The organism is Streptomyces sp. ST2-7A (assembly GCF_021390475.1).
Classification (GTDB): domain Bacteria; phylum Actinomycetota; class Actinomycetes; order Streptomycetales; family Streptomycetaceae; genus Streptomyces.
In genome coordinates, this window is the sequence record NZ_JAJUWS010000040.1 from 1 (window position 1) to 18,490 (window position 18,490).

Annotated in this window: 11 protein-coding genes; 9 read left to right on the forward strand and 2 right to left on the reverse strand. The window is 74.9% G+C overall.

The genetic code is table 11. The features are described from left to right. Positions 1–1,052: 1,052 nt before the first annotated feature. From LZF96_RS20800 to LZF96_RS20820, 5 genes are all read left to right on the forward strand, one after another. Complete coding sequence (locus LZF96_RS20800) at positions 1,053–2,063, forward strand: DUF1015 family protein (RefSeq protein WP_233875181.1); 1,011 nt, start codon at positions 1,053–1,055, stop codon at positions 2,061–2,063. A gap of 562 nt (positions 2,064–2,625) precedes the next feature. Next, positions 2,626–4,020, forward strand: a complete 1,395-nt coding sequence (locus LZF96_RS20805) for a NarK/NasA family nitrate transporter (protein ID WP_233875185.1) — start codon at positions 2,626–2,628, stop codon at positions 4,018–4,020. Positions 4,021–4,137: 117 nt separating this feature from the next. After that, positions 4,138–5,280, forward strand: coding sequence for a uroporphyrinogen-III synthase (locus tag LZF96_RS20810; protein WP_233875188.1), 1,143 nt, complete (start codon positions 4,138–4,140; stop codon positions 5,278–5,280). Positions 5,281–5,785: 505 nt separating this feature from the next. Next, positions 5,786–8,125 carry an AAA family ATPase gene (locus tag LZF96_RS20815; RefSeq protein WP_233875343.1) on the forward strand — a complete coding sequence of 780 codons (2,340 nt, stop codon included), beginning with the start codon at positions 5,786–5,788 and terminating at the stop codon, positions 8,123–8,125. A 714-nt stretch (positions 8,126–8,839) separates the two neighbouring features. Continuing rightward, on the forward strand, positions 8,840–9,247 hold the full coding sequence (locus LZF96_RS20820) for a TmrB-like protein (RefSeq protein WP_308294252.1): 408 nt from the start codon (positions 8,840–8,842) through the stop codon (positions 9,245–9,247). Positions 9,248–9,301: 54 nt separating this feature from the next. On the opposite strand, the gene argS is transcribed toward LZF96_RS20820, so the two are convergent. Both argS and bla read right to left on the reverse strand, forming a co-directional pair. Further along, the gene (gene argS / locus LZF96_RS20825) at positions 9,302–11,098 is read right to left on the reverse strand and encodes an arginine--tRNA ligase (protein ID WP_233875192.1); all 1,797 of its coding nucleotides are present in this window, start codon (positions 11,096–11,098) and stop codon (positions 9,302–9,304) included. Between the two features lie 169 nt (positions 11,099–11,267). After that, positions 11,268–12,302 carry a class A beta-lactamase gene (gene bla, locus LZF96_RS20830; protein WP_233875195.1) on the reverse strand — a complete coding sequence of 345 codons (1,035 nt, stop codon included), beginning with the start codon at positions 12,300–12,302 and terminating at the stop codon, positions 11,268–11,270. Positions 12,303–12,505: 203 nt separating this feature from the next. Here bla and LZF96_RS20835 point away from each other — a divergent pair, with 203 nt between their 5' ends. The 4 genes from LZF96_RS20835 to LZF96_RS20850 all read left to right on the forward strand — a co-directional run bounded on the left by LZF96_RS20835 (position 12,506) and on the right by LZF96_RS20850 (position 18,051). Next, entirely contained in the window at positions 12,506–13,687 is a 1,182-nt protein-coding gene (locus LZF96_RS20835; protein ID WP_308294253.1) for a LysR family transcriptional regulator, read from the forward strand. Then, positions 13,684–14,598, forward strand: a complete 915-nt coding sequence (locus tag LZF96_RS20840) for a serine hydrolase (protein ID WP_233875197.1) — start codon at positions 13,684–13,686, stop codon at positions 14,596–14,598. The genes LZF96_RS20835 and LZF96_RS20840 overlap by 4 nt, the downstream gene beginning before the upstream one ends. 73 nt (positions 14,599–14,671) lie before the next feature. After that, positions 14,672–15,943, forward strand: a complete 1,272-nt coding sequence (locus LZF96_RS20845; protein WP_233875202.1) for a DNA cytosine methyltransferase — start codon at positions 14,672–14,674, stop codon at positions 15,941–15,943. Positions 15,944–16,605: 662 nt separating this feature from the next. Next, the gene (locus tag LZF96_RS20850; protein WP_233875207.1) at positions 16,606–18,051 is read left to right on the forward strand and encodes an NAD-dependent malic enzyme; all 1,446 of its coding nucleotides are present in this window, start codon (positions 16,606–16,608) and stop codon (positions 18,049–18,051) included. Positions 18,052–18,490: the final 439 nt, after the last annotated feature.

Consider the following 18,490-nt stretch of genomic DNA (forward strand, 5'->3'; position numbering starts at 1 on the left):
CTCCCTGTCCTCGCGGCGCTTTCCGGAATCCCTCGGCGCGTCGGCGGTCGTCACCGGCGGGCTCGCCGGCTTCCACACTTCGCCCCGGCTTTCCCCGCTTCGTCCGGGCGGCTTCCCCTTCGGGAACGCCCGCCCCGGGCCGGCGGCGGACACCACCGGTTCGGAGGCACTTCGCGGCCGACGTGCGCCGGCGATCACCAGCCGGGTCGCCGGACACGTCGCGCAGGTCGCGGTCATCGCCTCCGGACCCACCCCCGGGCGGGTGGCCACCGCGCTGCGCGCGGCCGAGGCCCGACTCGCCCCGCCGGGCCGCCTCCCGGCCTCCCCCCACCGGGAGGCGGCCCGCGCCGTCGTCGAAGCCGCCCGCGCCGCGTACGGGGCGCGGGTCGGTGAGATCGCCGGCGGGGGCTCCCGGGCTTCCGGCGGCGAGACCGGTCCCCGACGAACCGACCGGACGGTAGGTTCCTCCCCGGGGCGGCCCGGGGCATCGCCCCCGGCCTTCGGCGCTGCCCCTCCGGAACGGAACCGGACCCCCGCGGGTACCGATCGCCGGCCGGCCCCGCGCCCCCGCCCGGGGAACCGCCCCGCCGATCCCCCGGACCCCGGCCCCGTCGGTGACCCCGGACGGGCGGGGGCCACCCCGTTACCCCCGTTCACCGGAGACGCCGCCGGTGGTGGGGGTGACCCGCCGGGAACGAACGCGCCGGCCCGGCCCGACGCCGGGTTCCCCCGGGAGCGCGACCGCCCCCGGGACCACGTCGGACCCGGTTCCGGGCGCCGGGCCGACACCGGGGGAATCGCCCCCGCGGACGCCCCCGACGGTCGAGGAGCGGGAGCCCCGGGCATCCCGCCGGCCCTCCCCGCACCACCTCGGCCCACGACCCACCGCGCGCCGAATCCGGTGGCCGACCCGGCGGAACAGTCCCCACCCGGGGACACCGTGTCCCCCACCGGTACCGGCCACCCGGCCGACACCGATGCGAACGGAATCACCAGCCAGCGCCCTACGACCGGGGAGCACGAGACCGCCCGGGTTGAGGAAGAGGAGCTCAGTGCCGTCTGACGTGCTGTCCCCGCCGGCCCTGACCAGGGTCATCGAGCCCCGATCGGACCTGTTGGTCCCCTCCCACGTGGTCGAGCGCCGCGACGCCACCGGCCGGGTCGCCCAGCGAGGTGTGCTCGGGACCCTCGACGTGCGCGGCACCGAGTCCGGCCACGTACTGCGGCACCAGCGGGTCACCGAGGCGGAGGTGGACCGGCAGAGCCGGCTGCTGAGCGACCGACGCGCCGCCGGCGGCCCACCGGCTCCCTCCCCCGACCCGCTGCTGCTGGCCGCCCCGGACCTGGACACCTTCCGCGAGTGCATCGAGCTGACCTCGGCGGGGGCCCCCGACGCGGTGCTCCCCACCTCGGACGCCGGGGAAGTGCTGCTGTGGACCTGCGATCGGCGCTGGAGCGCGGCCCCGCCGCCCCTGGGCCCGGTCCTGCTGGCCGACGGCCACCACCGGCTCGAGGCCGCCCGGCGCATCGACCGCAGCCGACCGGCGCGGGCCCCGGCACGCCTGCCGGCGCTGGTCGTCGATCACGGCAACCACCCCCTCACCCTGACCGCCACCCACCGGGTGGTGCCGGGCCTGGATCCCCACCGGGCGGCCGGCGCCGCGCGCCGCTTCGCCCGGGTGCGCCCCCGTCCCCGGGGGACCTACCCGCCCCCGCCGCGTGGCAGTTTCCTGCTCACCGGCGCCGGCCGCACCTGGGAGTTGGCCGGCATCTCCACCTCCCTGCTCGCCGGCAGGTTGCGCCGGTTCCCCGCCGAGTGGGCCGAGTTGGACGCCGCCGTCAGTGACCACGTGCTGATCCCCGCGCTCTGCGAGGAACAGGGCATCGATCCCACCCCCCGTTACACCACGCGGCTGCCCGGCCCCGGTGAGGCCGGTCTGGTGCTGCCGCCACCCACCTGGAACCAGATCTGGGCCGGTGCCGCCAGCGGGGCCGGTATGCCCACCAAGAGCACCTGTCTGGGGCCCAAGCCGCTGCCGGGGCTCTTGGATCACGTCGGCTGATCGGCCCCGCCCCCCGGCCACCCGACCTCCCCGACCACCCCGGGCCGACCCCACCGGCACCCCGGCCGGCCCCTCCCGCCCCACCCCACCTCCGTACCCGGGCCTGTACGGGGGTGGGGTGGTCGTCGTGCGCGCCCGCCCCGGTGGTCCGGGCGCGTGGCCCCGCCGATTCCCGGGGTCCCGATGGTTTCGACGCCCCCGTGGGCCGCGTGCCGGCCGCCGCCGGGAGGCGTCCCCGCCGGGGCGTTCCCCGGGGTCGGACCGGGTGACGCTCACCGCGCGCCCCACCGTCGGGTGAGAGCAAGGTTTCGTTCACGTCACCGAACGGCACAGCGGTGAAACGCGGCCTGTCTAGCGTTCTTCCCGTGGCGTCCCATGATCCCGGCGCCGCGTGACCCGCCCCGTCCGGGCCGTCCCGCCACCCACCCCGTGCCCACTCGTCGCCCATCCGCTCATCCCCGGCCGGTCCCGTCCCCCGCCGGCCCCGCTCGCGCCGTCGTCCGCCGCGACGCGGACCCCGCCCGACCGCCGTGCCCTTCCCGCAGGACCTCCTGGAGGCGTGATGACTGCTCCGACCACCACCCCCGCCCGTCGCGGCGGGCGCTGGATCGAGACCTGGGACCCCGAGGACGAACGATTCTGGGAGCGCGAGGGCCGCCACGTGGCCCGCCGCAACCTGGTGTTCTCCATCGTCTCCGAGCACATCGGCTTCTCGGTGTGGACGATGTTCTCCGTCCTGGCCCTGTTCATGGGCCCCGAGTACGGCATCGACGCCGCCGGAAAGTTCTTCCTGGTGGCGATCGCCTCGGCGGTCGGCGCCGGGCTGCGCATCCCCTACGGCTTCGCCGTCGCCCGCTTCGGCGGCCGGAACTGGACGGTGATCAGCGCCGCGCTGCTCCTGATCCCCACCACGGCCCTGCTGGTGGTGATGGAGCCCGGCACCTCGTACACCACCTTCGTGGTGGTCGCGATCCTCACCGGCTTCGGCGGCGGCAACTTCGCCTCCTCGATGACGAACATCAACAGCTTCTACCCGATGCGCCTCAAGGGCTGGGCGCTGGGCCTGAACGCCGGTGGCGGCAACATCGGCGTGCCGGTGGTGCAGTGGGTGGCACTGCTGGTGATCTTCGTGGCCGGCGCGCAGTACCCCCGTCTGCTGGTCGCCTTCTACCTCCCGTTGATCGTGCTGGCGGTGGTGCTCAGTTGGCGCCGCATGGACAACCTGGGGCCGGTCTCCAACGACACCGGTGCCGCCCGGGAGGCCGCCCGCGAGGGCCACACCTGGATCATGTCCTTCCTCTACATCGGCACCTTCGGTTCCTTCATCGGCTACGGCTTCGCCTTCGGACTGGTGTTGCAGAACCAGTTCGACCGCACACCGCTGGAGGCCGCCTCCATCACCTTCATCGGGCCGCTGCTCGGTTCGCTGATCCGGCCCATCGGGGGCCGGCTCGCCGACCGGTGGGGCGGTGCCCGGATCACGCTGTGGAACTTCGTCGCGATGGCCGCCGTCTCCGGAGTGGTGGTCGTGGCCTCGAGGCTGGAGTCGCTGCCGCTGTTCGTCGCCGGTTTCATCCCGCTGTTCGTCCTCACCGGTCTGGGCAACGGCTCCACCTACAAGATGATCCCCGGTATCTACCGCGCCAAGGCGTCGACCATGGGGCTGGTGGGCGAGGAGGCCGCGGTGTACGCGCGACGGCTGTCCGGTGCCACCATGGTGATCATCGGTTCGGTCGGGGCCTTCGGCGGTCTGGGTATCAACCTCGCCCTGCGGCAGTCCTTCATGACCTCCGGCAACGGCACCGCCGCCTTCGTGGTCTTCTGCGCCTTCTACGTCGCCTGCGTCGCGGTGACATGGGCCGTATACGCGCGCGGTTCCGCCCGCCCGGCCCCCGCCGGCGGGCCCGCGACCGGAACGACCGAACCGGAGGGACGGCGCGCGTACGCCGGGGTGTGACTCCGCCCACCACGCGCGCCCCGGGTGTTACATCCGGGAAATGTCGAGGCACCGAGTCCGTCACGCCCTGTTGACAGGCTCGGTGCCCGCGTACGACGACGTTGGAGCGGATACAGGATGCGGACAGCAGATCGGATCAAACCCCTGGACGGTTTCACGATCGGGGTCACCGCCGCCCGCCGGGCGGAGGAACTCGGCGCCCTGCTCGAACGCCGGGGCGCCCGGGTGCAACACGCCCCGGCCCTGCGCATCGTCCCCCTGTCCGACGACGACCTGCTGCTCGACGCCACCCGCGGACTCATCGACCGCGTCCCCGACATCGTGGTGGCCACCACCGCCATCGGCTTCCGGGGCTGGATCTCGGCCGCCGACGGCTGGGGCCTGGGCGACGACCTGCTGCGCACCCTGGACGCCGCCGAGCTGTTGGCCCGGGGCCCCAAGGTGCGCGGCGCCGTCCGGGCCGCCGGCCTCACCGAGGACTGGTCGCCCGCCTCGGAATCCATGGCCGAGGTCCTCGAACGGCTCCTGGAACACGGCGTGGCCGGCCGGCGCATCGCGCTGCAACTGCACGGCGAGCCGCTGCCCGGCTTCATCGAGTCGCTGCGCGAGGCCGGCGCCGAGGTGGTGGACGTCCCGGTCTACCGCTGGATGCCGCCCATCGACCTCGGCCCGGTCGACCGCCTCATCGACGCCGTCCTGGGCCGGCACCTGGACGCCGTCACCTTCACCAGCGCCCCGGCCGCAGCCTCCCTGCTGGAACGGGCCGCCGAACTCGGTCGGCAGGAGGAACTCCTGGACGCGCTGCGCGGGGATGTGCTGCCGATCTGCGTCGGCCCGGTCACAGCCCTGCCCCTCCAGTCGCGCGCCGTGCCCACCCGGCACCCCGAGCGCTTCCGCCTGGGCCCGCTGGTGCAACTGCTCTGCGACGAGCTGCCCAACCGGTCCGGACCGTTGCGGGTGGCCGGGTACACCGTCCAACTGCGCGGCCACGCGGTGCTCGTAGACGACGAACTGCGGCCCGTGCCGCCCGCCGGGATGGCCCTGCTGCGCGCCCTCGCCCGCCGCCCCGGCTGGGTGGTGCCCCGGGCCGACCTGCTGCGTGCCCTGCCCGGCGCCGGGCGCGACGAGCACGCCGTGGAGACCGCGATGGCGCGGTTGCGCACCGCGCTGGGCGCGCCCCGGCTCATCCAGACCGTGGTCAAGCGCGGCTACCGGCTGGCGGTGGACCCGGCCGCCGACGGACACAAGTACGACGCCTGACGGCACCGACGGCACCGTGCCGGTGCCCGGGGCCGGCCGCCTCCGCCGGGCCCGTTTCCCGGGTCCGGCGGCCGGCCATCCCCGGAAGGACCGTCCGGGTGCCCGTCCGTCCCCGGGGTTCGCCCCGGCACCCCGCCCCGGCCGGCACCCCGGCCGTCCCGGCGGGGACGGGGCGGCCGGGGCGGTCTCCCCGCCCCCGACACCGTCCCCGATACCGTTCCGGAGTCCGCTTCGTTCGTCTCGTCGGGACGGCCCCCGGCCCCCGGCCCGACGCCGGAGCCGGCCACCGCCGCGAATACCGCGCCCGGCGCCCCGGCGGGGCCGTGTTCCCGCCGTTCCCGCCCCGTTCCCCCGCGACTCCTTCACCGCTCCGCCCCACCCGTCGCCGGAGCCGCTCCGCCGGTGCGGGGAAACCCCTTCCGACCGGCGGGAAGGGGCGGTCCGCGCCGGTCGCGCGGTGTACGGTTGACGGCTGCCCTGTCCGAATCAGAAGGGGGCTGTGGCCTTGGACGTCCGCGAGCGGGAGATCCGCGTCGAGCAGCGTCACCTCGACGTCGTGTACCGGCGGCTGGAGGAGAAGATCCACGAGGCCGAGTTCCTCATGGACGACGCCGCCCGGCGCGGCCGGGTGGGCACCCCCGGCGCCCTCGCCGAGCGCGATGCCCTGGTCTTCCGCGCCGGTCTCCACCTCAACCGCCTCAACAGCGAGTTCGAGGACTTCCTCTTCGGCCGCATCGACCTGCTCGCCGGCCGGGACGGCGAGCGCGGACCCGACGGCGCACAGACCTCCGTCGAGCCGGCCGAGGACGCCGTCCGCGAGGAGGACGGGGCCCCCGTCGCCGACATCGCCGAGACCCTGCACATCGGCCGGCTCGGCGTCCTGGACGCCGAGTACGTGCCGCTGGTGATCGACTGGCGAGCCCCCGCCGCCGCCCCCTTCTACCGGGCCACCCCCGTCGAACCCGGCCGCGTCGTGCGCCGCCGCGTCATCCGCAGCCGGGGCCGGCGCGTCCTGGGCGTGGAGGACGACCTGCTGCGTCCCGGCCTGCGCGCCCTGCTCGACGGCGGTGAGCTGCCCGTGGTCGGCGACGGCGCGCTGATGGCCGCCCTCGGCCGGGCCCGGGGCCCCCGGATGCGGGACATCGTCGCCTCCATCCAGGCCGAACAGGACGAGGTCATCCGCGCTCCCGCCGCCTCCGTCGTGGAGGTCACCGGTGGGCCCGGCACCGGCAAGACCGCCGTCGCCCTGCACCGCGCCGCCTACCTGCTCTACCGGGACCGCCGCCGCTACGCCGGGGGCATCCTGATCGTCAGCCCCACCCCCCTGCTCGTCTCCTACACCGAGGGCGTGCTGCCCTCCCTCGGTGAGGAGGGCCAGGTCGTCATCCGTGCCCTGGGCTCCCTGATCGACGGAACGGAGGCCACGGCCCACGACGAACAACCGATCGCCGTGGTGAAGGGCTCGGCCCGGATGACCCGGGTGCTCGCCAGGGCCGCGCGCGGCGCGCTGGAGGCCGGCAAGCGCCCCGACCGCCTGCGGGTGGTCGCCTTCGGCGGACGGATCGAGCTGGACGCCGGTGAACTCGCCGCCGTGCGCTCCACCGCCCTCTCCGGCACCGCCCCGGTCAACCTGCTGCTGCCGCGCGCCCGCCGGCTGCTGCTGGAGGCACTGTGGGAGAAGGCCGGCGCCGCCCGCCGGCACGCCGACGACCCGGCGCTCGCCGCCGAGGCCCGCGACGCCTTCTTCGAGGACGTCTCCGAGGAGACCGACTTCATCGACTTCCTCGCCGAGTGGTGGCCCGAGCTGACCCCGCTGGGGGTGTTGCGGGCGATGGCCGACGAGCGGCGGCTGTCCGGCTGGTCGCGTCGGATCCTGCGCCCCGGCGAGGTCCGCCGGGTGGCGCGCTCCCTGGCACGGGTCACCCCCGGGGGCACCGGGCTGTCGGTGCACGACGTGGCGCTGCTGGACGAGTTGCGCACCCTGCTGGGCACCCCGCCGCGCCCCCGTCGGCGGACCGAGGAGGAGATGCTCGCCGAGTTGGGCGTGCGGGAGGTCACCACCTTCGCCGACCGCACCGCCCGCCGCCGCGACCTCGAGGCCGAGGCGGAGGAGCGGGAGCGCCTCGGTTACGCGCACATCATCGTCGACGAGGCGCAGGACCTCACCCCCATGCAGTGGCGGATGGTCGGCCGGCGCGGCCGGCAGGCCACCTGGACCGTGGTCGGGGACCCGGCGCAGAGTTCGTGGACCGAACCGGAGGAGGCCGGACGGGAACGGGACGCGGCACTGGGCAAGCGGCCCCGCCGGCGTTTCGAGCTGACCGTCAACTACCGCAACCCCGCCGAGATCGCCCGGGTGGCCGACGGGGTGTTGCGGCTGGCGATGCCCGGCGTCGAACCGCCCCGCGCGGTCCGCTCGGTGGGTATCGAGCCGAGGTTCGTCGCGGTGCCCGCGTCCGCCTCCGGGCCCGCGCGGGGTCGGACACGGGCCGGCGGGTCCGCCGGAGAGGACGCCGCGACGGAGACGATCCGCGCCGAGGCCCGTCGGCTGCTGGCGGAGGTCGAGGGCACGGTGGGTGTGATCACCGCCATGGGACGCCGGGAGGAGACCCGGCGTCGGCTGGCCGGCATGGACGAGCGGCTGCTGGTGCTCGGCAGCCTGGAGGCCAAGGGGCTGGAGTACGACGCCACGCTGCTGCTGTCACCGGCCCGGATCGCGGACGAGACCCCGGCGGGTCTGCGGGTGCTGTACGTGGACCTCACCCGCGCCACGCAGCGGCTCACCGTGGTCTCCTGGCCGGAGGACCGTCCCGACGCCGCCGGCGTGCCCGACCTGCTGCGCTGACCCGACGACGGCCGGGGTCCCGGTACCGGAGCCGCCCATCGGGACGTCCCGGGGGGCATCCCGATGGGTGCCCCGGGGTGTTCCGGCGGGACGTGCCGGGGAGTACGGAGGGGGAAGGGCACCGACGGCGTGCGCCGAGGGAGCTTTCGCGCCGGTGCGCGCGGGCGTGTTCGCGTGGGGAAGACCGTCGGGCCGGCGTTTGTTAGCCTGGGTGTGCACCGGCCCGATCCATGCCCCCGGGCCCAACCATAGTCGCCGCGAGCGACCACTTGCCGCGAGGCGAGCTGGCGGGTCGGTGCTCAACGTACCGCCTCCCCGACCCCGGTCGGGGAGGCGGACGGGCCCCGGTTCCCCGCGAACCGGGGCCCTCCTTCGTGACGACCCGTTCGCGGCCGTCCGCCGTCCGCCGCCTCCTCGCCGCCCCATCCGGGCCGGACCGGACGGGGTCGGATCCCGGCCGGTGGTTCCGGGTTCCGCCGGCGGGGCCGACTCCATGCGGCACGGGGTGGTAGCCGACGGTGGCGCAGAGGCGGGGTCGTCTCCACACCGCCCCTCACCCCGTCACCGACGCCGGGAGCCCCGCGTGCTGATCCGGATCAACGGCGCCTTCGGAAGCGGCGAGACCACCCTCACCGGGGAGTTGAAGCGCCGTCTGCCCGACGCCCCGGTGTTCGATCCGAGTGGATCGGGTTCGTGCTGCGGGAGATCGTCCCCGTGCCCACGGGGAACTTCCAGGACCTGGTGCTGTGGGGCCGTCAGGTGACCTCCCTCGCGATCGGGCTGGTCGAGGAGTACCCGGGACGGCCCGTGCTCGTCCCGATGACCCGGGTGAACCCCGCCCACCCGGAGGAGATCATCGGCGGTCTGCGCCGGGCCGGCGTCCCCCTCCACCACGTCTTCCCGAGGGGTTCCGTCGAGGAATTGGGGCGTCGCATCGACGCCGGGGTGCTCCACCCCGACGACCCCGAGCGGGACGAGGCGGCCCGCCGCTGGTGTCACCGCCGTGTCCCGGAGCGCGTCGCCGCCGTGGACGCCCTGCCCGGCGACACCGTCGTGCTGGACGGCGAACGGCCCACCCGGGACCTCGCGGACGAGGTGATGGCCCGGGTGGGCCGTGGGTGACGGGCGTCGGCCCCGCGAGGGGCGTGGGGCCGACGGGGTGTCACACGTGGTCGATCACATGCGGTCGGGGGCGGCGATGCCCAGCAGGGACAGGCCCCGGGCCAGGGTGTCGCCGGTCAGTCGGCACAGCGCCAGTCGGTTGGTCCGGATCTCCGCCGGGACGCCCTCCCGCAGTACCGGGCAGTTCTCGTAGAAGTCGGTGTACGCCTTGGCCAGCGTGTAGAGCCAGCCGGCCAGCCGATGCGGCTCCAGCGTCTCCGCCACCGAGTTCAGCACCGCGCCGAACTCGTCCACCGCCAGGGCCAGTTCCCGCTCGGCCCGCTCCAGCGGCAGCGAGGTGTCGAAGCGCGCCGCCGACGCGTCGTCCCCGGCCCGCCGCAGGATCGAGGCGATCCGGGTGTGGGTGTACTGGAGGTAGACGCCGGTCTGGCCGCTGAAGGAGACCATGCGCGTCACGTCGAAGACGTAGTCCTTGGCCCGCGAGGTGGACAGCTCCGCGTACTTCACGGCGGCGATCCCCGCGCCCCGGGCGATGGCGTCCAACTCCTCGCCGGTCAGCTCCGGGTTCTTCTCCGCGACCACCTCGCGCGCCCGGCCCTCGGCGTCGTCCAGCAGGTCGGCCAGCCGGACGGTGCCGCCGGCACGGGTCTTGAACGGGCGGCCGTCGGGGCCGTTGATCGTGCCGTTGCGCACGTGGACGGCCTCGATGTCGTCCGTCAGCCAGCCGGCGCGGCGAGCGGTGCGGAAGAGCATGTCGAAGTGCTGGGCCTGTCGGGCGTCCACCACGTACAGCAGGCGGTTGGCCTTCAGCTCCCGGGTCCGGTACCGCACGGCCGCCAGGTCGGTGGCCGAGTAGCCGAAGCCGCCGTCCGCCTTCCGCACGATCATCGGCACCGGGGTGTCCTCCGGGCCTCGGATGTCGTCGTAGAAGACGCACAGGGCGCCGTCGCTCTCCTCGACGATGCCCTTCTCCCCGAGCTCGTCCACCACCGACCGCAGGCGCGGGTTGTAGAAGGACTCGCCGGCCACGTCGTCCAGGGTGAGCAGCACGCCCAGGCGGGCGTAGATCCGCTGGAAGGCGGCCTCGGACTCGGTCACGATCTCCCGCCAGGCGGCGACCGTCTCCTCGTCACCGGCCTGCAGGGCCACCACCCGACGCTGCGCCCGCTCCTTGAAGGCGGGGTCGGCGTCGAACAGCTTGCGGGCCTCGCGGTAGAGGGAGTCCAGCGCGGAGACCGCGTCCCCGGCCCCGGCGGTGCTCTCTCCCTCGGGGGCGTCCAGGTCGGCGGTCCGCCACCGGGTCTCCGGGTGCTCGGTCAGGTACTGGATCAACATGCCGAACTGGGTGCCCCAGTCGCCGATGTGGTTCTGCCGCACGACGTCGGTGCCCAGGAAGTCGAGCACCCGCACCAGGGAGTCGCCGATCAGCGTCGAGCGCAGGTGCCCGACGTGCATCTCCTTGGCCACGTTCGGGGCGGAGTAGTCCACCACGGCCACGTCGCCGGACCGCTCGCGCGGTACCCCCAGCCGGGGATCGCCCAGGCGGGCGGACAGCCGCTCCAACAGCGCGGTGTCGGCGAGGCGGATGTTCAGGAAGCCCGGCCCGGAGACCTCCACCGAGGTGATCCACGCCACGGCGGCCAGCCGCTCGCGCAGCCGCTCGGCCACGTCGCGCGGCTTCTCGCCGAGCCGCTTGGCCAACGACAGCGCCACGTTCGACTGGAAGTCGGCGTGGTCGGAACGTCGCACGAGCGGGTCCAGCGCCGCCAGCTCGGCCGGCAGTGTCTCGGCCATCGCCGCCGACACCGCCGCCTCCACCTCATCGGCCAGGGACCGCACCTGCTCCGTCATCCTTCGCACATCCTCCGTTGTCGGGCCCGTGACGTCCGGGCTCCGCTCCGTCGCCGGCTCCCCGCCGGCGGCCGGCCCCGGGCGGGGCCGTGGTTCGTGCACACCAGCATGGCAGGCTTTCGGAGCCCTCGTGGCCGGCCCCGCCCCCGTGGGGAGGGCCGGGGGCGGGTCAGGAGGCGGGGCGGGCGAGGGCGTCGGCCACCACGCCGGCCGCGTCCGCGATCAGCGCGTCGTCGCGCTCGGCGCCCTCGACGTCCCGGCTGGAGAGGACCGCCATCACCAGCGGGTCGCCCTCCTCCGGCCACACCACGGCGATGTTGTTCCGGGTGCCGTACCCGCCGGCGCCGCTCCGGTCGGCGACCTCCCACCCCTCGGGCACTCCGGCCCGGATGAGGGTGTCGCCGGTGAGGTTGGTGAGCATCCACTCGGTCAGCAACTCCCGCTCGGGTGCCTCGAGCACGTCGCCGAGCAGGAGGGCCCGCAGGTTCCCCGCCAGGGCGCGGGGGGTGCTGGTGTCCCGGTCGTCGCCGGGCACCGCCTCGTTCAGCTCGGTCTCGTACCGGCTCATCACGGTCACCTCGTCACCCCACTCGCGCAGGACGTCGTTGAGCGCCCCGGGTCCGCCGAGCGCGTCGAACATCAGGTTCGCGGCGGTGTTGTCACTGAACCGCAGGGCGGCCGCGCACAGATCGCGCAGGGTCATGCCGACCCCGGCGAACTCCTCGGTGACGGGGGAGTGCTCGACCAGGCTCTCCTCGGCGTAGGGGATGACCTCGTCGATGCCCTCCACCGTGTACTCGCGCAGCACGGCGCCCGCCGCCAGGACCTTGAAGGTGGAGGCGTACGCGAAGCGCTCGTCGGCCCGGTGGTCGATCTCCGCGCCGGTGCCGGTGTCCACGGCGTAGACGCCGAGCCGGGCGTCGTACCGCTCCTCCAGTTCGGCGAAGGCCTCGTCCAGGGCCTCCCGATCGATCTCGGGGCCGTGCGCGGCGGAGGCGGGGGCGGAGCCGGCCGGTGGGGTCGGGGTGGCGGCCTCCGTCGTGCCGACGCCGCAGGCCGCGAGCGGGGCCAGGACGAGGGCGCCCACCGCCCCGGCCAGGACGCGGCGGGCCCGCCCCGGGGCACGGCGGCCGGGGCGGGTGGGTTCGAGCGGCTCGGCGGGGGAGGGACGGCGGGCGAGGAGAACGGGGAACGCGGGGGTCATCTCGACCTTTCGTGTCGGCTCGGACACCCGGTGTGACGAGTGTCGGGAACGGTGGGACGGCGCGGTACGGCGCGGTCCCGGACACCCCGGGGATCCCGGGGACACGGCCACCCTGACGGCGGGCCCACCATGCGGTCCAAGACGGGAACGCGCGATTCCATGCCGATCCGGCATGGATGTGCCGGCCGGCTAGGGTGGGCGTCATGGACCTGGTGGGGGCGTGTCGGGCCTTCGTGCACGTGAGCGAACGCAACAGCTTCACCGTCGGGGCGGCGGCGGCCCGGATGTCGCAGTCGGTGGCCAGCCGGCGGGTGGCGGCCCTCGAACGGCATCTGGGGCAACCCCTCTTCGAGCGTGGTTCCCGACGCACCACCCCCACGCCCTTCGGCCGGCACCTGCTGCCCGCCGCCCGGAGACTGGTGCTGGCCGCCGAATCGCTGGAGGACGAGGCCGAGCGCGCCCGTCGCGCCCCCGTCGGGCTGGCCGTGCCCGACACCTGTCCGCGTCGGGAACTGGCCCGGCTGCTCGCCGAGGCGACCGGGCGGGGCATCCCGCTGGACTCCCGACCGGGCCCGCCGGCCGAACGGGCCGAACTGCTCGCCTCCCGCACCGTGCGCGCCGCCCTGCTCGCGGTGCCGCCGACCGAGGCGACCTGGACCGTTCGGCTCGGAGTGGCCGGCCGTGCCGTCCCCGCCGGGCGCCGGCTGTACGTGGAGACCCTCCGCCTCGGCCGGGGCGGAGGCCCGGCGCGCCGGTTGTGCCTGGAACCGGAGGACGACGTGCCGCACGTCCGCGACCGACTGCTCCGGGTGTGCGGGGCGGTGGGCCTGCGGCCGTCCCAACTGGTCGTGGAGACGAGCCCGGAGGCGGCGGCGGCCCGTGCCCTGGGCTCCGAGGACCTGTTGGTGTGCTCCCCGGCGAGGGCCCGCGAGTTCGGGCTGCGCTGGCTGCCGGTCGGGGAGATCGACCTCGTCCGGGGGTACGCGCTGGTCGCCGGGTCGGCGGATGACGCGGAGCGGCTCGGGGCCCGGCTGGGGGAGGCCATCGCCCGTTGCCTGGGTGCCGAGCCGGGGGATTCCACCGATCCGGCGGGCACCACGGTCCCTCCCGACCACGACGACCCGGCCGGCCCCGGTGTCGGCGCCGGTGCTTCCGGTCCGACGGGCTCCGGTGCCTCCGGTTCGGCCGGTTCGGCCGGTCCCGGCTTCTCCGGTTTCACCGGTCCCGATCCGGCCGGTCCCGATCCGGCCGGTCCCGACGATCCGACCGATCCCGGCTTCACCGGTCCCGATCCGGCCGGCACCTCCGGCCCCACCGGTCCGGTCGGTACCGACACTTCCGGGCCGACCGGTCCGACCGCCGGCCCCCGGAGGTCCGCCCCGTGACCACCGACCGCCTCGTGGCGGGGCTCCGCGCCGAACTGCGCGAGGGCGGCCTGACCGGCTCCTTCCTCGTCCGCGACCTGCGCACCGGCGAGGAGGTGGGCATCGACCCCGATCTCGAACTGCCCATCGCCTCCCTGGCCAAGGTGCCGCTGGCACTGGCCACCGTGGACCGCGTGCGGCGCGGTGAGATCGACGGCGCGCACCGGATCACCGTCGACCCCACCGACCTCGCCCGGCCCACCCCCACCGGCCTGGGCCGCTTCCGCCACCCGGCGCGAATCGCGGTGGACGATCTGGTCCACCTCGCGGTGGCGATCAGCGACAACGTCGCCGCCGACACCCTCTTCGCCCTCACCCCGCCCGACCGGGTCACCGCGTCGCTGCGCGCGCACGGCCTGCGCGGCATCACCGTCCGCCACACCATCGGGGAGTTGAACGACACCCCCGCCGAGCGGCTCGACACCGCCGAGGTGCACCTGGCGCACGTCCTGGCCATCGACGCCGGCACCCGGGGGCGCGGCCACCTCGTCCCCCAACTCGACGTCAGCCGCGCCAACTCCGGCACCGCCCGCGCCTTCACCGACCTGCTGGAGGCGCTGTGGACGCCGCCGGCGGACGGCTCCGGCATCCACCCGGCGACCGCCGCCCGGGTGCGCGAGGTGATGGGGGACAACCTGCTGCGCCAACGCCTGGCCCCGGACTTCGTCTCCGACTCCGCCCGCTGGTCCTCCAAAACCGGCACCCTGCTGAACCTCCGTCACGAGGTCGGGGTCGTCGAGCACACCGACGGCGGGTGCTACGCCGTCGCCGCCCTCACCGAGTCGGGTGTGCCGGCGGGTGCCCAACCCGACGCCGAGGCGCTGATGGGCCGTGTCGCCCGGGCTCTCCGCGACCACCTGCGCGGGCGCTGAGATCGCGATGCCGGCCCGGATCGGACGGGACTGTTAGTCTCCAGCGCATCGGGTGGCTGCGGGAGGCAGGCGGATGACGGAGCGGGGCGGCGGACCGGAGCGACCGGGTGCGCCCTTCACGGTGGTGGACCTGTTCTCCGGCGGCGGGGGCATGAGCTACGGCTTCCACGCCCAACCGGACTTCACCCTGCTCGGCGCCGCCGACGCGCAGTTGGGCAAGCCGAGCAGCCCGCCCGGCGCGCTGGCCTGCAACGCGACCTATACCGCCAATATGGGTCTGCGGCCGGTGGAGGTGGACCTCTCCGAGGTCGAACCCGACGAACTGATGGCGATGATGGGCGTCACCGGGCCGGTGGACGTGCTCTCCGCCTGCCCTCCTTGCACGGGCTTCTCCCGCACCAACGCCCGCAACCACCTCACCGACGACCGTCGCAACAGCCTGGTGCGCCGCACCATCGTGCACGTGGACGCGCTGCGTCCCCGGGTGTTGGTGATGGAGAACGCCCGCGAACTGTTGCAGGGTCGTTGGAGCCACCACTTCGACATGCTCCGCGCCGACCTGGAGGCGCGCGGCTACACCGTGCACGCCGAGCGGCACTTCCTCACCGACTTCGGGCTGCCGCAGGTCCGCGAGCGCGCCCTGGTGATCGCGGTCGCCGAGGGACTGCCCCTCCGTACCCCGCGGGACGCCTGGGCCGGCCGCTCGCTCGCACCGGAGGCGATCACCGTCCGCCGCGCGATCGGCGGCCTGCCGCCGCTGCCGGCGGGCGTCGCGCACCCCGACGATCCCTCGCACGCCTCGCCCGGCTTCCACTCCGCCGCCACCGAGCGCCGGGTGCGGGCCATCCCGCACGACGGCGGCTCCTGGCGGGAGTTGCTGGTCCTGCCCGACGGCGAGGGGTACCTGACCCCCAGCATGGCGCGTTCCGCCCGCCGGGGGGACTTCGGCAGCTTCCCCGACGTGTACGGGCGGATGGCCTGGGACCGGCCGGCGCCCACCGTCAAGCGCGAGTGCGCCCACGTGGGCAACGGCCGGTACGCGCACCCGGTGCAGGACCGACTGTGCACGGTGCGGGAGTTGGGCATCCTGAACGGTTTCCCGCGCGGCTACCGCTTCGAGGGCGCGCTGGCCAACCGCTACCGGCACATCGGGGACGCGGTGCCACCGCTGATCGCCTACCAACTCGCGGCGGTCTGCCGCTGGATCCTCACCGGCCGTCGGCCGACGGTGGAGGAACTGGTGCTGCCCGGAACCCATCTGAGGGCGGAGGACATCCGCGAGGAATCGGTCGCCGCGCCGTGCCCCGGGCCGGCCCCGGCCGTCGCCGCCCTCGACGCCGCCTGATCCCGCCCGGCGCGGGTCCGGCCGTGCGGACGGGTGCGCCCCGGCCCGGCGGTCGCGGGGTCGGTCCCGGACCCGGGCTCCGAGAACCTCGCCCCTGTTCCGTTCCGTCCCTCCCGCCCTCGGGCTTCGCCCGCTCGCGGGAGGCGGGCCGGGGCGGGGGTGCCATCCGCCGTCCCGCCGGGTCCCGGGGCCCTTCCCGTGGTGCGCCGGGTGGTCCCGGGAGGCGTGGTGTTCGCCCCGGCCCGCCGGCCCGGCGGGTCCATCACCGTTCACATATGTGAACGATGATCCCGTTCCCGCCGACCCCGGTCGCACGGTCGCCGGACCGGTGCCGGGGCGGGACGTCACCGACCGGCCGGCCCCGGCGGCCGGCCGGGATTCGCCGGCCGATCCGAGGTGTTCGGTGTTGCGGTCGTATTGTTCCCGGGGTCGGAGGGCTCCGGGGCCGGCCCGCCGCGACGCCGTCTCCTAGGGTCGTGGGGCGGCTCCCGATGAGATCCGCACGACATACCACGCATTACCGCGTACTCGTCGGTAAGTGCGACGATGCGGGGGCGCGCCGTCGGGCGAGGGGCCGGGCGAACCCCCGGACCGCCGCGTCCGCCGCGCATCACAGGGCTGATTCCCTCGGCACACACAGGGATAGAGAAGGAAGTTCCGCCATGGCAACGGCGCCCAGCGTCTCCTATTCGATGACCGTGCGACTGGAGGTGCCCGCCGGCGGCACCGCCGTCAGTCAGCTCACCACGGTCGTGGAGTCCTCCGGCGGCCACGTGACCGGCCTCGACGTCACCGCCTCGGGCCACGAGCGCCTGCGCATCGACGTCACGGTCGCCGCGACCTCCACCGCGCACGCCGACGAGATCGTGCAGAAGTTGCGGACGATCGAGGGCGTCACCGTCGGCAAGGTCTCCGACCGGACCTTCCTGATGCACCTCGGCGGCAAGATCGAGATGAGCTCCAAGCACCCCATTCGCAACCGCGACGACCTCTCGATGATCTACACCCCCGGTGTGGCCCGGGTGTGCACCCAGATCGCCGCCAACCCCGAGGACGCCCGCCGGCTGACCATCAAGCGCAACAGCGTCGCCGTGGTCACCGACGGCTCCGCCGTCCTCGGGCTGGGCAACATCGGCCCGAAGGCCGCGCTGCCGGTCATGGAGGGCAAGGCGGCCCTGTTCAAGCGGTTCGCCGGGATCGACGCCTGGCCGTTGTGCCTGGACACCCAGGACACCGACGCCATCGTCGAGATCGTCCGGGCCATCGCCCCCGGCTTCGCCGGCATCAACCTGGAGGACATCTCCGCGCCGCGCTGCTTCGAGATCGAGGCGCGGCTGCGCGAGGCCCTGGACATCCCGGTCTTCCACGACGACCAGCACGGCACCGCCATCGTGGTGCTCGCCGCCCTGCACAACGCGCTGCGGGTGGTCGGCAAGGACCTGGGCGGGGTACGGGTCGTGATGTCCGGGGCGGGCGCCGCCGGTACGGCGATCCTGCGGCTGCTGCTCGCCGCCGGTGTGCGGGACGCGGTGGTCGCCGACATCCACGGCGTGGTGCACGCCGGGCGGGAGGATCTGGCCGACGCGGACGCCGACACCCCGCTGCGCTGGATCGCCGACAACACCAACCCCACCGGCCTCACCGGCACCCTCAAGGAAGCGGTGGTGGGGGCCGATGTCTTCGTCGGCGTCTCCGCCCCCGACGTGCTGGACGCCGATGACGTGGCGGCGATGGCCGAGGGTGCCATCGTGTTCGCGCTCGCCAACCCCGACCCGGAGATCGACCCGGCCGTCGCCCGTCGCACGGCGGCGGTGGTGGCCACCGGCCGGTCGGACTTCCCCAACCAGATCAACAACGTGCTGGTCTTCCCCGGCGTCTTCCGGGGCCTGCTGGACGCCCAGTCCCGCACGGTGGACGAGACGATGATGCTGGCCGCCGCCCGCGCCCTGGCCGACGTGGTGGGCCCGGACGAGCTGAACCCGAACTACATCGTGCCCAGCGTCTTCAACGAGAGGGTCTCCGGCACGGTGGCGGGAGCCGTGCGCGACGCCGTCGAGCGCACCCGCGCCGCGGCGTCCGCGGCCTCCGAGGCGCCCGCCGGGCCCTGATCCGCGGGGCCCCGGGGTTCCGGGCCCGCGGGTGGTCCGGGCCGCCCCGGCGTGACCGGATGTGATCATTGTCGGGGGGACCGGCCGGCCCCGGTCCCCCCGGCGTGCCCCGGCACCCTTTCGGGCGTTCCGCGCGCCCCCGCCGCGCGCCGGGTGTGTCCCGGTGTCGAAGATCACTCCGATGAGTGGCCGGGGGAGGGCGCCGATACCCCGCGGGAGTGGTCCGAACGGTCCTTCGGACCCATTCGGCGGCGCGTCGTGCGTGGTCGGCGGGTTGTCACCCGTAGGCTGATCGCCCGGCCGGGGCGGCGCCGGATTGGCTTTCCGGCCGGTTCCGGGGGCAGGATGCACACTCGGGCGAGAGGCCGAACAGGCGGACCCGACCGGGGTGCTGTCCGAGCACCCTGGCACCATCGGCTTCGATCTCACGCCCGACCGG